The organism is Bacillus sp. S4 (assembly GCF_040838205.1).
GTDB classification, from domain to species: domain Bacteria; phylum Bacillota; class Bacilli; order Bacillales; family Bacillaceae_G; genus Bacillus_A; species Bacillus_A cereus_U.
In genome coordinates, this window is sequence record NZ_JBFPJI010000018.1 from 20,856 (window position 1) to 35,873 (window position 15,018).

Here is a 15,018-nt window from a genome sequence, read left to right on the forward strand (position 1 = left end):
AGCTACACCTCCACATCATACGGTTCATAATCTTTCCTAAGCGGATACCCTACCCAATCATCTGGCATTAAAATGCGAGATAAATTAGGATGACCTTCAAATACAATACCGAGCAAATCATACGCTTCACGCTCCGGCCAATCTGCCCCTTTCCAAAGCGGCGTCACCGATTCTACTTGCGGCGCTTCCCTATCCAGCTTTACCTTCACTGCTACTGACTGTTTCTTTCCATATGAAAATAAATGAACATACACTTCCATATGTGTCACAAAATCCGTCGCATGTAGCTCTGACATATAATCAAAAGCAAGTCCCTCATGGGATCGTAGCAATTCCATCACTTCATAATATTTTGAAGGCTCCACCACAAGCGTTGGAACATCTTTTGAAAGCTTATTAATATAGGAATCTACTAATGCATATTCCCCTATCTTCTCCTTAACAATCTCCACATAGCGATTTAAATATGGTTGGTTAACTGATGGTTCTTCCTGCTGCGGTTCATCTTCTATCTTATTTACAGCTCCCCTTGCCCTTGCCGCTGCTGCGGCTTTCGCTTTCGCGGCTGCAATTGCCTTTGCTTTCTCATCTCCAGAATCCCCATCACCTTGTGAGGCTTTCACTTTCGCCAACGCTGCCGCTTTTGCTTTTGCAGCTGCTACAGCCTTTGCCTTCGCTTTGACTTTTTCTTCGTCCGTTACTTCTTCGTTTCCTTCTCGCTTCTGCTTCGCTAATGCCGCTACTTTTGCTTTTGCGGCTGCTGCGGCTTTCGCCTTCGCTTTGACTTTTTCTTCGTCCGTTACTCCTTCGTTTCCTTCTCGCTTCTGCTTCGCTAGTGCCGCTACTTTTGCTTTTGCGGCTGCTGCGGCTTTCGCCTTCGCTTTGACTTTTTCTTCGTCCGTTACTTCTTCGTTTCCTTCTCGCTTCTGCTTCGCTAATGCCGCTACTTTTGCTTTTGCGGCTGCTGCGGCTTTCGCCTTCGCTTTGACTTTTTCTTCGTCCGTTACTCCTTCGTTTCCTTCTCGCTTCTGCTTCGCTAGTGCCGCTACTTTTGCTTTTGCAGCTGCTGCGGCTTTTGCCTTCGCTTTGACTTTTTCTTCGTCCGTTACTTCTTCGTTTCCTTCTCGTTTTTGCTTCGCTAATGCCGCTGCTTTCGCTTTGGCGGCTGCTGCGGCTTTCGCCTTCGCTTCTTCTACATTAATCCCCTTATCTTTTGGTAGCGCTTTCTCTTCTTCTCGATGTTCTCCTTCAAGTTTAGACATTTCCGCCTCATGTTTCGCAGCAAGACGTTTTCGCGCTTCCTCTTTCGCATGACGGGCTGCTTCTCTTTTCATACTTTCTAAGTCTTTATTTGGATCACTCATTTATTCGTCACCTGCTTCCCGGTCCTCGCCTCGTAACGAATTTTTTCTTTTAATTTATTAATTCCATAAATTAAAGCAGCAGGATTTGGAGGGCATCCAGGAATATACACATCAACTGGTACAATTTGATCTACACCTTTCACAACAGCATACGAATTCACATACGGACCACCGGCTGTTGCACAAGACCCCATCGCAATTACCCACTTTGGTTCAGGCATTTGATCATATAAGCGCCGAACAATAGGCGCCATTTTCTTCGTTACCGTTCCTGACACAATCATGACATCCGATTGTCTTGGTGAAGTCCGAAAAAATGACCCAAATCGATCTAAATCGTAATGTGATGAGCCTACTCCCATCATTTCAATCGCACAGCATGCCAGTCCAAATGTCATCGGCCATAAAGAGTTGCTCCGCGCCCATCCCTTCAACTGTTCCAATGTAGAAAAAAAGATATTTCTTTCTAATTCCGCTCGATCCCGCGGGTGTAATTCCTCAAAATTTATAACCATTGTAACACCTTCTTTTTCCAAGCATACGCTAATCCAACTAGCAACATCACAACAAAAATGAGCATTTCAATCAGTGCAAATAAACCCAGCTTGTCATATGCAACAGCCCATGGGTATAAAAATAAAGTTTCTACATCAAAGATGACGAACAATAAAGCGAAAATATAATAACGAGCATGAAACCGAATATTTGCATCATGAAAAGGCTCAATTCCACTCTCATACGTCGTCGCTTTCGCTGCACTCGGTTTATTTGGACGCAGCATTTTTCCTAATGTAAGAGCCACTACCGGCAGCAATATACCTAATAGCAAGAAAATCAAAACGATCATATAACTATTTTCATATACACTTGCCATTGTGAAACCCTCCCCCCTGAATTAAGAACAAGTTCACATAGTAAACAATATGTCTTACTTGCATTATTTATTATTTTTAAATTTTTCTAAATAATGCAACTATTTAGTCCATTATAGCAAACTTCAAATTCCTATGTCGATATATTGGGAACAGAAACAACAATTAATACTTACTGAGCAAATCTATTTTTACAACTCATAATAAATGTGTAAAATAAATATAGAAGTTCTATATGTTTTTCAAGCAATCCTAAAAAACATAAACTACAAAAAGGTGGTTCTTATGTATATACAGTGGGTGATATAAATGAAAAAACAAACACATGTAAGTATTCTAATAAGCATTGCATTGTTGTATATAACTATTCATTACGTATCAATGCCCTTTTTATATGAATACGCACTTCCATTTCAAATATTAACTGGAATAAGTACCATATTAATTGATATTACAATTTGTAGTTATATATTTTACTTTTCCAATATGAAACAAGGGTTAGCTCGTTTATTTTGGATGATATTAACTATCGGATCTTTCTCTTATTTCATCGGCGATATAGTAGTTGCTTATCAACGCTTAATTTTGCATGACTACTATACATTCGTTGACCCATCAGACTTTTTTTACTTATTATTTTTAATTAGCTTTACATTTGCCTTTCTATATGAAATTATTTATGGCCGAGACTTATTGGAGCAGCTTTTTACGATATGTGATATTTGTATTATTGTTACAGCTCAATTTACTTTAAGCTACTATTTGCTTATTGAAAGAACCATTCATATTTTTACAACATCATATATCGACATGTTTGTTCAACTCACGTATCCCATGGCTGATTTACTCTTTCTTTTAATAGGAATCAACCTCTTATTCAGGCCATTATTCTTACTACCAAAACAAGTTGGCGCTCTTCTTGGCAGCTCTTTAATTTTGTATGCTACTACGGATGCTATTTATGCTTATATCAAATACTTCCAGCCCGAGCACTCTATGTTCACAGTTGCTCCATTATATCAAGTAACCCTAGTATTAGTAGCAATCGCTTGTATACTTCACACAAAAGAGCCTGAAAAACAAGAACAAGTATTACTAACACCTCAAGTGGGTGAATCCATCCGATTATCATTACCGTATATTTCTGTAGTGATGCTTATTGTTTTTCTATTGGTCGAAAATGTTTTTGCACCTATCGTAGTAATTGGACTTATAGTAACTTTCGCATTCGTTCTCATACGCCATACGTTAGTTCGAAGACAAAATAAAATATTATTGCTAGCACAAATGCAATTCAGCTTAGAACTCGAGAAACAAATCGAACTACGTACAGAAGATTTAGTAGAACAAAAAAATGAGTTATATCATAACCAACAAATGTTTAAATCTTTATACGAGCATCATCCAGATCCAATTTTCACATTAGATTTGTACGGTAATTTCCTCAATGTGAACAACGCTGGAACTACTTTACTCGGTTATCAAACGAATGAATTATTAAACCAACCATACTATTCACTTATGTATAAAGAAGATTTGGAAGAAATCATTAATGCCTTTCGTCACGTTAAAAAAGGGAAATCTATTTCTTTAGAAATACGGGCATATCATAAAAATAGAGATATTTACTACTTGCATGTTACAGCTGTTCCCATCTTTTTAAAGGAACATATTTCTGGGGCCTATTTAATGATTAAAGATATTACAGAAAGCAAGCATCAACAAGAACAAATTAATTTCCTAGCATATCACGATACTTTAACGGAACTTGCAAATCGCCGTTCATTTCATCAGCAGTTAGAAGAAGCACTTGCACGAGCAAAAATATCGAAAAGACCTTTTGCTGTTATGTTTCTAGACCTAGATCGCTTTAAAGTTATTAATGATACACTCGGTCACCGGGTAGGAGATCTCTTATTAATTGCAGTAGCAAAAAGGCTCGAACGAATATCAACACAGAATATGAAACTTGCTCGACTAGCTGGGGATGAGTTCACAATCCTTATCGAAAATTATCAAAAAAGGACAGATGTAAAAAGGATAGCTGATATGATTGTAGTAGCCATGAACGAACCATTCGAAATCGAAAATCAACATTTACGAATCTCACCGAGTATCGGGATTGCCATATACCCTGAAGCAGGAGAAGACCCGCTGTCTATTTTACAACATGCCGATATGGCCATGTATGAGGCAAAAAATAAAGGGAAAAATCGTAGCTCTCTTTACACGAAAGAACTATACAAGAAAATGGAACGTAAGGCTCGAATCGAAAAAGATTTGCCACTCGCTTTAGTAAACAACGAATTTTATCTCGTCTATCAACCACAAATTGATACGACAACAAATAAAATTATCGGTGCTGAAGCATTAATACGTTGGAAACATCCACTATTAGGTGACATTTCACCATGTGAGTTCATTCCAATTGTGGAAGAGACTCCGCAGGTCATCCCACTTGGACATTGGGTGCTACAAGAATCTTGTCGTCAACTAAAAATATGGCAAAGTTTTGGATACACAAACTTAAAAATGAGTGTCAATTTATCAGCGAAAGAATTTACACAAAATCAATTCATCGAAAATATTTCACGAATACTAAAGGACGTAAAGATTGACCCGAAAGATGTAACACTTGAACTAACAGAACGAATTGCGATGATTGATGAAAAGGAAACATTATCGAGACTAAAGCAATTAAAAGAATATGGTATTCAAACGTCCCTTGATGACTTCGGTACCGGCTACTCTTCTCTTGCTTATTTATCAATTTTCCCTATCGATACATTAAAGGTACCAAAAGAATTTACACAACTAGCCGATCATCGACCTGAAGAGAGAGCCATCGTTTCCACTATCCTTTCTCTTGCAAATACTTTAAATCTCTCTGTCGTTGCTGAAGGAATTGAAACAGAAAAGCAGCTTAAGTTTCTGCAAAAAAACAACTGTAAATACATGCAAGGTTACTATTTCAGTAAACCTCTAACAAGTAAACAGTTTATAAAATTTTTACAAAAAACACCCAGTATGAACCAATAGTTCACACTGGGTGTTTTTTTAAAGTGTTGGAATTTTTTTTTCGTAATATTCCTCTGCAATCTCTTCGTAAAAAGCTGCTGCCGTTGTATAAAAATATGGAATCAACCATAAAAATCCAATCCCTAATGTAATACAACTTAATATAAACCAACCAATAAAACTTAAACATAAAATGAAATACTCCATCTTATGTCCAGCCATCATACGACGACTTTCTGTAATAGCTTGATTTATTGAATACTCAGGATGATCATTTATAATAAAATACGTCATCGCATAAGAAAATGATTTAATAATGCCTGGAATAATAAATAGTAAGCACCATAAGAAAATATAAATGTTTACTACTATATATAATAAAAATGATTTTATAAACTTACTTCCTGCTGTAAACCATCTGAATATATGCCCAATACGCGCTTCTTTTTCACGAATTATATGTAGCGCTAAACAATACCCCCCTAGCGTTAAAGGCCCCAACAGCAATATTGTAATAACCTCTATTGAAAGTGAGCTATTCACTTCTTTCCACTCCCAAACCTGAGAGAGAATGAACTGAATACTAAAACTAAAAACTGAAGTAAGAATCGAAATAAGTAATGTTGCCCCAACAGCTAAGCCCCATTTTCCTTCTAGTGAATCTAGCGCTTCTCCTTTTAAATCACTAATCATAATTAGCCTCCTATACGTAACAATTCCATTAGTATAGCATGTTCCTACTGCAATTCACCTTTTGCAATATAGCGATAAAAATGTGCTGTCGTTGTACCTACATATGGACTAAGCCAAAGAAACCCTATTCCAAGAGTAAGAATCGCTAAAATAGCCCACCCTATGAAGCTAAGCCATAGAAGAAATAAATCTAGTTTATGTCCCTTCATAAGATTCTTACTTTCTTTCATCGCCTGTGAAACGCTATAATCTGGATTTTCAATCATCACATAATACGTCATCGCATAAGAAAAATACATTACAATCATGCCGACAATTGAAATAGCTAATAATACGAAGAAAGCAATTGCAAACGACGTATTCCCTTCTTCACCCAAAAACGCGAATAAACCTAGTAACAACATCGGAATCCATGTACCTGTATATAACAAAATCGCAAGCATTGCCCACATTGTTTTCATCATTCTTTTAAAGCCGCGAAATCCTTCAAATAAATAATCTACTCTAGCATCTTCTCGTTTACTAATTTGTAGCAACACATTCGTATAACCGTACGATGTAATACCATAAGATGCATTACTCAAAATGATCATTATGCAATAAAAGATCCCAAATGTAACACCTGCTCCGATTGATATTGTTTCCTCTTCAAGTGAGCCTGTTAAACCAGCAAATAAGAAAAATATAATAAGTCCTGGAATTAAAAGTATGAGCATTGCGGCCATTGAAACAACATAACTTAAAATAAAATATAAAATCGTTGATCCAACACCTAGTCCCCATTTTCCCTTTAAAGAGTGCAACGCTTCTCGTTTCATTTCACCGATCATTGATTCATCTCCTTTATGAAATATAAATTGTTGTACATTCTCTACTTATACAAACATCAATATAATTATACCGATTTTTCAAATTTATTCCATCCATTAAATTCAGTTCCAGTTTCGACATTTAAATAAAACACAGCTATGCATAACAAATAACTAACCTGCAGTTCTTTTTATTTCTTGATTTTCACCTGGCATGGGGCAGAAAAAAGCCCTGACCGCTTCTATACATGGCTAGATGCTCTCTCCTACCTAAAAAAAGGCGTTTTTTCCTCTTTTAATTTATATCCATAACAAAAAAACCGTAAAGGCAAAGCCTTTACGGTTTTTTTACTTCATATCAGAAACGTTTAAACGGTTCACAGCACGCTGTAATGCCATTTCTGCACGTCTAAAGTCAACATGTGCTTGTTTCTCTTGCATACGTTGCTCAGCGCGACGTTTCGATTCATTTGCACGATGGATGTCGATATGGTTTGCTTCTTCAGCAGATGATGATAATACAGTTACTTTATCTGGACGAACTTCGATAAAGCCACCGCTTACTGCTACATAATCAGTGTGCCCATCATGTTTCAGACGAACTGCACTAATTTTTAACGGTGCAACAGTTGGAATGTGACCTGGTAAGATCCCCATTTCCCCACTCTCTGCTTTTACACTTACCATTTCTACTTCTTTTTCGTAAACCGGTCCATCAGGAGTTACAATACTGACTGGAAATGTCTTCATAATTCGTCCCTCCTAAGGCCTTACGCCATCATTTTCTTCGCGTTTTCAATAACATCTTCAATGCTACCAACAAGACGGAATGCATCTTCTGGAAGGTCATCATATTTTCCTTCTAGAATTTCTTTGAAACCACTAACTGTATTTTTTACAGGTACGTAAGAACCTTTTTGACCTGTAAACTGCTCAGCTACGTGGAAGTTTTGAGATAAGAAGAATTGAATACGACGAGCACGATGTACAACTAACTTATCTTCTTCAGATAACTCATCCATACCTAAGATAGCGATGATATCTTGAAGCTCTTTATAACGTTGTAAAGTTTGCTGTACTTGACGAGCTACTCCATAATGCTCTTCTCCTACGATTTCTGGAGAAAGTGCACGAGATGTAGATGCTAATGGATCTACGGCTGGGTAAATACCCATTTGTGTTAAACGACGCTCTAAGTTTGTTGTTGCATCTAAGTGAGCGAACGTTGTAGCTGGTGCTGGATCCGTATAGTCATCGGCTGGTACATATACCGCTTGGATAGACGTGATAGATCCTTTATTTGTAGATGTAATACGCTCTTGTAATTGACCCATTTCTGTTGCAAGTGTTGGTTGGTAACCTACCGCAGATGGCATACGACCAAGAAGGGCAGATACTTCAGAACCTGCTTGCGTGAAACGGAAGATGTTATCGATGAACAATAGTACGTCTTGTCCTTGCTCATCACGGAAATGTTCAGCCATTGTTAAGCCTGTTAATGCAACACGTTGACGTGCTCCAGGTGGCTCGTTCATTTGTCCGAATACCATCGCAGTTTTCTTAATTACGCCAGAATCGCTCATTTCGTGGTATAAGTCATTACCCTCACGAGTACGCTCACCTACACCAGCGAATACAGAGATACCACCGTGTTCTTGTGCGATGTTGTTAATTAATTCCTGAATTAATACTGTTTTACCTACACCGGCACCACCGAATAGACCGATCTTACCACCCTTAATGTAAGGGGCAAGTAAATCTACTACTTTAATACCAGTTTCAAGAATTTCTACTTTAGTAGATAACTCTTCGAATGCAGGCGCTTGACGGTGAATTGGATCACGACGTACATCGGCAGGAACTTCACCATCTAAGTCAATTGCATCACCTAATACGTTAAATACACGACCAAGTGTTGCATCACCAACTGGTACAGAGATTGCTTTACCAGTATCTTCTACTTCTGTGCCACGAACAAGTCCATCTGTGGAAGACATCGCAACTGTACGAACTGTGTCATCACCTAAATGAAGTGCAACTTCAAATGTTAAGTTAATGCTTGCTCCGTTTTCGTTGCTTTGTTTTACCGTAAGGGCGTTGTAGATTTCTGGTAGCTTTCCGCCATCAAACTTAACGTCTACAACCGGACCCATGATTTGCGTAACGCGCCCTTTATTCATCGGGTTCCCTCCTAGCTTTCTTTTAATTAGCCAGCTTTCTAAGAGAAGTCGGCTTTTAATTTTTATTAGTTTATAGCTTACGCGACTCTCCTGTTTTGGACGAGCCGCCTACGCTTTTTATTGAATCTAGCTCCAGCGGTTAGAATGTTCGGTGGCTTCGCTTTTTCCTGCGAGGCACAAATCGCCTCTATGTCAAAAGCTCCATTCCCCTCTCATTCTGAACGAACCGCCTACGCTTTTTATTACTATTCTAACGCTGCTACTCCACCAACGATTTCCGTAATTTCTTGCGTAATCGCTGCTTGACGTGCACGGTTGAATGAAAGTGTAAGTGAATCGATAACTTCCATTGCGTTGTCTGTAGCACTCTTCATTGCTGTCATACGCGCCGCGTGCTCACTTGCTTTACCGTCTAGTAATGCACCGTACACTAAGCTTTCTGCGTATTGTGGCAATAATACTTTTAAAATTTCTTCTTCAGAAGGTTCGAATTCATAAGCTGTCGTCGGTTTGTCAGACGCCACATCCGTAAGCGGTAAAATTTTATTCTCCGTTACTTCTTGTGAAATTTTACTTACATAATGATTGTAGTAAATGTACAGCTCATCATAAGCACCATCTGCGAACATCGCAATTGCTCGAGAAGCAATATCTTTAATATCAATAAATGATGGGTGGTCAGATAATCCAACTACTTCATCAATGATGTTAAAGCCGCGACGTTTTAAATAATCACGTCCTAGTCGTCCAAGCACAATAATTGAATATTGGTTTGAATCCATATTATGACGTTCACGAATTACGTTACTTACTGTACGTAATACGTTACTGTTATAACCACCTGCTAGTCCGCGATCAGATGTAATAACGATGTATCCTGTACGCTTTACAGGACGCGCATTTAGCATTGGATGATTAATCCCTTTACTTCCTTGCGCAATGCTCGCTACTACTTCTTGAATCTTTTCCATATACGGAACGAAAGATTTAGCATTTTGCTCTGCACGGTTTAACTTAGATGCAGATACCATCTCCATCGCTTTCGTAATTTGACTCGTTTTCTTTGTCGAGTTAATCTTCGCTTTTATATCGCGTAAAGATGCCACAGGTTTTCACCACCTTTTTTCCGGAAGTTGGCACGATTAGTAAGAATCCTCTTCCTAATCTACGTTGCAAGATATTCTTGCTCATGATTGAAGGAAAAGAATAGGTGCACCTACTCTTTTCCTTTACATAACCGTCAGCAATCTCAAAAGCTGAGATGCCTTTATATGATCTAGCTAAGCCACAGTCGACTTCACTTTTATTTATCTAGCTCCAGCGGCTTGAATGCTCGGTGGCTTCACTTCTTCCCCCTCACATTCAGGACGAGCCGCTTCCGCTTTTATTTATTATTCAGAAGCTACGAATACTTTTTTAAATCCGTTAATTGCTGCTGCAAATTTGTCGTCATCCGCAAGTTTCTTAGTTGTGCGAATTTCGCTTAATAAGTCAGCTGCATTTGAATCTAACCAAGCATGGAATTCTTCTTCGAAACGAGTGATATCTACTACTGGGATATCATCTAGGAATCCACGTGTTAAAGCATAAAGAATGATAACTTGTTTCTCTACACGTAACGGTTTGTGTAATCCTTGTTTTAATACCTCAACTGTACGAGCACCACGGTTTAATTTCGCTTGTGTTGCTTTATCAAGGTCAGAACCGAACTGAGCGAACGCTTCTAACTCTCGGTAAGATGCAAGGTCAAGACGAAGTGTACCTGATACTTTACTCATTGCTTTAATCTGAGCAGATCCACCTACACGAGATACAGAAGTACCCGCATCGATCGCTGGACGTACGCCAGAGAAGAATAGGTCAGATTGTAAGAAGATTTGTCCATCCGTAATAGAGATTACGTTGGTTGGGATGTAAGCTGATACGTCCCCTGCTTGTGTTTCGATGAAAGGTAGTGCAGTTAAAGAACCGCCGCCTCTTGCATCACTTAATTTTGCTGCACGCTCTAATAAACGAGAATGTAAGTAGAATACATCCCCTGGATATGCTTCACGACCTGGAGGACGACGTAATAGTAATGAAAGCTCACGGTAAGCCGCTGCTTGTTTAGATAAGTCATCATATACTACTAATACGTGTTTACCATTGTACATAAACTCTTCACCCATTGTTACACCAGCATAAGCAGCTAGGTATAATAATGGAGCTGGTTGAGAAGCTGATGCAGTTACAACGATTGTGTAATCTAATGCACCGTGCTTACGTAGTGTTTCTACTACGTTACGTACAGTTGATTCTTTTTGTCCGATAGCTACATAGATACAAACCATATCTTCATCTTTTTGGTTAATGATTGTATCAAGTGCAACTGCTGTTTTACCTGTTTGACGGTCACCGATGATTAACTCACGTTGACCACGGCCAATTGGTACAAGAGCATCGATCGCTTTAATACCTGTTTGAAGTGGCTCATGAACAGATTTACGATCCATTACACCTGGTGCTGGACTTTCGATTGGACGAGTGTTTGTTGTATTGATTGGGCCTAAACCATCAACTGGTTGACCTAATGGGTTTACAACACGACCGATTAGTTCTTTTCCTACTGGTACTTGCATGATGCGACCAGTACGACGAACTTCGTCACCTTCACGGATTTCTGTGTAAGGTCCTAAAATAATGATACCTACGTTGTTTTCCTCTAAGTTTTGTGCTAGTCCCATAACGCCGTTAGAGAACTCTACAAGTTCACCAGCCATAACGTTATCAAGACCATGAGCACGCGCAATACCGTCACCAACTTGGATAACTGTACCAACATCACTAACTTCGATTTCAGACTGATAGTTCTCGATTTGTTGCTTTATCAGTGCGCTAATTTCTTCAGCTCTGATGCTCATGTGCTTCACCCCTATCTATTCTTCATTAATTCACGCTGAATACGTGCTAATTTTCCTTGTAAGCTTCCGTCGTAAATGCGATTTCCAATACGTACTTTAATGCCGCCTAGTAAATCTTCATCTACAACATTTTTCACGCGAATTGCATCTTTTCCTGTTTTTTTTGCAAATGCTTCTGCAACGTTAAGTTTTTCTTCTTCTGATAGAAGACGAATAGAATATACAGTTGCATCCGCTACGTTACGTTCTTCATTAGCAAGAACAACATATTCATCTGCAATTTCAGGTAGAATATCAATACGCTTGTTATCAATTAAAATATATAACGTATTTAAAATAGATTCAGAAACAGATGCGAATACGTTTGCAAGAAACGTTTTCTTCTGCTCTTTTGAAATGTTCGGTTGCGTTAAAAAGCTATGTAGTTCTCCGTTCTTTACATAAACGTTTTGTACAAGGCGTAATTCCTCTTCAAACATTTCTAATACGTGTTTTTCTTTTGCAATTTTGAAAAGAGCGACAGCATAACGTTTTGCTACAATCCCATTGCTCATCGCGCTTCTCCTACTTCTTTAATATAATCGCGAATTAACTTCACTTGATCTTCTTCTTTTAACTCTTTTTCAATTACTTTAGAAGCAATTTGAACAGATAAAGAAGCGACTTGTTCTTGTAAAGCAGCAATCGCTTGCTCTTTTTCGCGTTGAATTTCTTGTACAGCAGATGTTTTAATTGATTCTGCTTCTTCTTTCGCAGCAGCAACAATAACATCTTTTTGATCCACAGCTTGTTTTTTCGCTCTTTCGATTAACTCTTGTGCTTCAACACGCGATTGTTTTAACATTTCACGTTGTTCTTCTACTAACTTCTTCGCTTCAGTGTTACTTCTTTCTGCAGCGTCGATTTCATTAGTAACATGCTCTTCACGTTCTTTCATAATTCCCATTAAAGGACCCCACGCAAATTTGCGTAGCATTACTAATAGAAGTAAGAAAATGAACAATGTATAAGCAATCGTTCCAAATGGAATGGAAGCACCTAATAATAAAGTTGGCACAAGGATTCACTCCCTTCAAAATATCTAAATTGATCCTATGAAAAAAAAAGACATACATTTCGTTCATAAAGCAATGGCGAAGAAAGTTCGGAAAAACACTCTTCGCCATCTATGTAAGGGGAGTCTCCCTTATTTGTTCATTACGATGAAAGCAATAACTACACCGATAATTGGAAGTGCCTCAACTAATGCAACCCCGATGAACATAATTGTTTGAAGTGCGCCTTTTAATTCTGGTTGACGAGCAACACCTTCGATTGTACGTGATACGATAAGACCGTTACCAATACCTGCACCTAATGCTGATAAACCAATTGCAATTGCAGCTGCGATTACACCTAAACTCATTTAATTTGTCCTCCTTTGTATTATAAAAAAATAAATTTTTTCTTACTTAAATTATATTAATGGTCATGGCTTACTTTATGAGCCATATAAACCATCGTTAACATTACGAAAATAAATGACTGGATTGATCCAACGAATACACTGAATCCCATCCATGCTAACATCGGTACAAGTGCACCTAATGCTCCAAGGAATGATGCTCCGCCTAACTTAGCAAGTAATCCTAATAAGATTTCACCTGCATAAATGTTACCAAACAAACGAAGACCTAACGTTAATGTGTTAGCAAACTCCTCAATAACCTTTAATGGGAATAAGAATTTCATAGGTTGGAAATAACCTTTAGCATATTCTTTCGTACCCTTCATCTTAATTCCATAATAATGGGTGAGGGTAACTACCATCACGGCTAATGTTAATGCAACTGCTGGATCAGACGTTGGTGATCTCCACCATGCAATATGTTCGCCAGCCTCAACTGTTGAATACATGAATGGTAAACCAAGGAAGTTCGATACGATGATAAACATGATAAGCGTAACGCCAAGCGTTAAGAAACGTCCACCTGTTTTCCAGTCCATCGTACTATTGATAATCCCTTTCACGAAGTCAAACACCCATTCCATGAAATTTTGCATTCCGGTTGGGCGAAGCGCTAAGCTGCGAGTTCCGATAACAGCGATTAAGAAAACAATAACTGCTGCTACAGTAACCATCATAACTGATGACAAATCGAACGTTAAACCTAGAAATTCAACTAATTTACCGTGTTCCACTAGTAATTCACCTCTCTTCCCTGCTCGTATACTCTAAATAAAGAAAATCTATGATCATGACAAGGTATCCTGTCAGCAATCCTACACCTAAGCCCCACATCGCAATTAACTCTTGATATTTGGCTGCAAATAAAATTAATAACCCAATCGTGGCGAATCTTGAATATGTACTTACCGCTGTCGCCTTAAACTTCACGTTTTCTCCATTTGTTACGCGATCTAATAGCTTGTCTGTTCTACGTGCAATGATGCGCAAACTAAGAAAACTGAAAATCGTTCCGATAATCAGCCCAAGAAATACATCCTTGTAAGAGGTAATTCCCCATCCTAGCACTAGAAGCGCAAGCAAGTAGTACATATATTTCTTTTGTCTTTGGACAAGTCCATGTACGTCTATCATCATTGCTCTCCCGAATAGTAATGTTGAATGAGTCGAATCATTGCGTATACCCCTGTTCCTAACCCGAGTAATAACCCTATAATAAGAAACAACGGAAACGTTCCAACCTTATTATCAATCCATTGCCCACCAAAGATTCCAATAAGAATAGAACCAACTAACTGAGCAAGTATTCCTGACATTAAAGCATACGCTTTTATATGGCTGCGATCGTTTTTTTGCAAGGATTCATCCCTCCAATATGTAACCCTCATTCACGATGTGTTAATAATAACTCATTTTTCTGCATAAATTCTATACAAAATAAAAAGTTTACATTTTCGTCACGGAATAGATGCATTTTTGTCACTGAAAGCCCTACCATCTATCCCCGTTGTTAGCATACAATAGGGTATTAACAGTGTCAACGAGAAATCGTAAAAAATCAAAAAATTTGAGTATTAGGCATTTCCTCCCAAAAATGAAAACGTTCCCCTTCTAAATACTGGTTAGAGATATGCAATTTCTAACAGATCTCTCTTTATAATAGAAGAAAATGTTCACAAGTTTGTCACTATTATATTTTTAAGATATAGCGCTTTCCTTCCATAATATAGTGTTC

17 protein-coding genes are annotated in these 15,018 nt (G+C 38.2%); 1 reads left to right on the plus strand and 16 read right to left on the minus strand.

Features of this window, described 5'->3' with window-relative positions; genetic code table 11:
• Window positions 1–2: 2 nt before the first annotated feature.
• From AB3X48_RS04600 to nuoA, 3 genes are read right to left on the minus strand one after another with little or no spacing between them, the layout of a single operon-like run.
• Window positions 3–1,364 carry an NADH-quinone oxidoreductase subunit C gene (locus tag AB3X48_RS04600; protein ID WP_367958911.1) on the minus strand — a complete coding sequence of 454 codons (1,362 nt, stop codon included), beginning with the start codon at window positions 1,362–1,364 and terminating at the stop codon, window positions 3–5.
• Window positions 1,361–1,879, minus strand: a complete 519-nt coding sequence (nuoB, locus tag AB3X48_RS04605) for an NADH-quinone oxidoreductase subunit NuoB (protein ID WP_002113032.1) — start codon at window positions 1,877–1,879, stop codon at window positions 1,361–1,363. The genes AB3X48_RS04600 and nuoB overlap by 4 nt, the downstream gene beginning before the upstream one ends.
• A complete protein-coding gene (gene nuoA / locus AB3X48_RS04610) occupies window positions 1,870–2,238 on the minus strand; it encodes an NADH-quinone oxidoreductase subunit NuoA (protein ID WP_000179270.1) in 369 nt (122 codons plus the stop codon). Before nuoA ends, nuoB begins: the two co-directional genes overlap by 10 nt.
• 307 nt (window positions 2,239–2,545) lie before the next feature.
• On the opposite strand from nuoA, the gene AB3X48_RS04615 reads away from it, so the two are divergent.
• On the plus strand, window positions 2,546–5,275 hold the full coding sequence (locus tag AB3X48_RS04615; protein WP_088099722.1) for a putative bifunctional diguanylate cyclase/phosphodiesterase: 2,730 nt from the start codon (window positions 2,546–2,548) through the stop codon (window positions 5,273–5,275).
• A gap of 18 nt (window positions 5,276–5,293) precedes the next feature.
• On the opposite strand, the gene AB3X48_RS04620 is transcribed toward AB3X48_RS04615, so the two are convergent.
• From AB3X48_RS04620 to AB3X48_RS04680, 13 genes are all read right to left on the minus strand, one after another.
• Entirely contained in the window at window positions 5,294–5,947 is a 654-nt protein-coding gene (locus AB3X48_RS04620; RefSeq protein ID WP_078174948.1) for a DUF975 family protein, read from the minus strand.
• A 44-nt stretch (window positions 5,948–5,991) separates the two neighbouring features.
• Complete coding sequence (locus AB3X48_RS04625; RefSeq protein ID WP_002159784.1) at window positions 5,992–6,777, minus strand: DUF975 family protein; 786 nt, start codon at window positions 6,775–6,777, stop codon at window positions 5,992–5,994.
• Between the two features lie 327 nt (window positions 6,778–7,104).
• Window positions 7,105–7,506 carry a F0F1 ATP synthase subunit epsilon gene (atpC, locus tag AB3X48_RS04630; protein ID WP_002113040.1) on the minus strand — a complete coding sequence of 134 codons (402 nt, stop codon included), beginning with the start codon at window positions 7,504–7,506 and terminating at the stop codon, window positions 7,105–7,107.
• A gap of 20 nt (window positions 7,507–7,526) precedes the next feature.
• A complete protein-coding gene (gene atpD / locus AB3X48_RS04635) occupies window positions 7,527–8,936 on the minus strand; it encodes a F0F1 ATP synthase subunit beta (RefSeq protein ID WP_002089736.1) in 1,410 nt (469 codons plus the stop codon).
• 245 nt (window positions 8,937–9,181) lie between these two features.
• Window positions 9,182–10,042, minus strand: coding sequence for a F0F1 ATP synthase subunit gamma (atpG, locus tag AB3X48_RS04640; RefSeq protein ID WP_002159783.1), 861 nt, complete (start codon window positions 10,040–10,042; stop codon window positions 9,182–9,184).
• Window positions 10,043–10,327: 285 nt separating this feature from the next.
• Entirely contained in the window at window positions 10,328–11,836 is a 1,509-nt protein-coding gene (gene atpA / locus AB3X48_RS04645) for a F0F1 ATP synthase subunit alpha (RefSeq protein WP_002113043.1), read from the minus strand.
• Between the two features lie 11 nt (window positions 11,837–11,847).
• Window positions 11,848–12,390 carry a F0F1 ATP synthase subunit delta gene (gene atpH / locus AB3X48_RS04650; protein ID WP_002198770.1) on the minus strand — a complete coding sequence of 181 codons (543 nt, stop codon included), beginning with the start codon at window positions 12,388–12,390 and terminating at the stop codon, window positions 11,848–11,850.
• On the minus strand, window positions 12,387–12,893 hold the full coding sequence (gene atpF / locus AB3X48_RS04655; RefSeq protein WP_002113045.1) for a F0F1 ATP synthase subunit B: 507 nt from the start codon (window positions 12,891–12,893) through the stop codon (window positions 12,387–12,389). The genes atpH and atpF overlap by 4 nt, the downstream gene beginning before the upstream one ends.
• 129 nt (window positions 12,894–13,022) lie before the next feature.
• Window positions 13,023–13,241 (minus strand): F0F1 ATP synthase subunit C, encoded by a 219-nt coding sequence (gene atpE / locus AB3X48_RS04660; RefSeq protein WP_000052064.1) that lies wholly within the window; start codon window positions 13,239–13,241, stop codon window positions 13,023–13,025.
• 56 nt (window positions 13,242–13,297) lie between these two features.
• Window positions 13,298–14,017, minus strand: coding sequence for a F0F1 ATP synthase subunit A (gene atpB, locus AB3X48_RS04665; protein WP_002089740.1), 720 nt, complete (start codon window positions 14,015–14,017; stop codon window positions 13,298–13,300).
• Between the two features lie 7 nt (window positions 14,018–14,024).
• A complete protein-coding gene (locus AB3X48_RS04670) occupies window positions 14,025–14,417 on the minus strand; it encodes an ATP synthase subunit I (RefSeq protein ID WP_002016288.1) in 393 nt (130 codons plus the stop codon).
• Window positions 14,417–14,641, minus strand: coding sequence for an AtpZ/AtpI family protein (locus AB3X48_RS04675; RefSeq protein ID WP_002089742.1), 225 nt, complete (start codon window positions 14,639–14,641; stop codon window positions 14,417–14,419). Before AB3X48_RS04675 ends, AB3X48_RS04670 begins: the two co-directional genes overlap by 1 nt.
• A gap of 26 nt (window positions 14,642–14,667) precedes the next feature.
• Window positions 14,668–14,781, minus strand: a complete 114-nt coding sequence (locus AB3X48_RS04680; RefSeq protein ID WP_000232963.1) for a DUF4024 domain-containing protein — start codon at window positions 14,779–14,781, stop codon at window positions 14,668–14,670.
• Window positions 14,782–15,018: the final 237 nt, after the last annotated feature.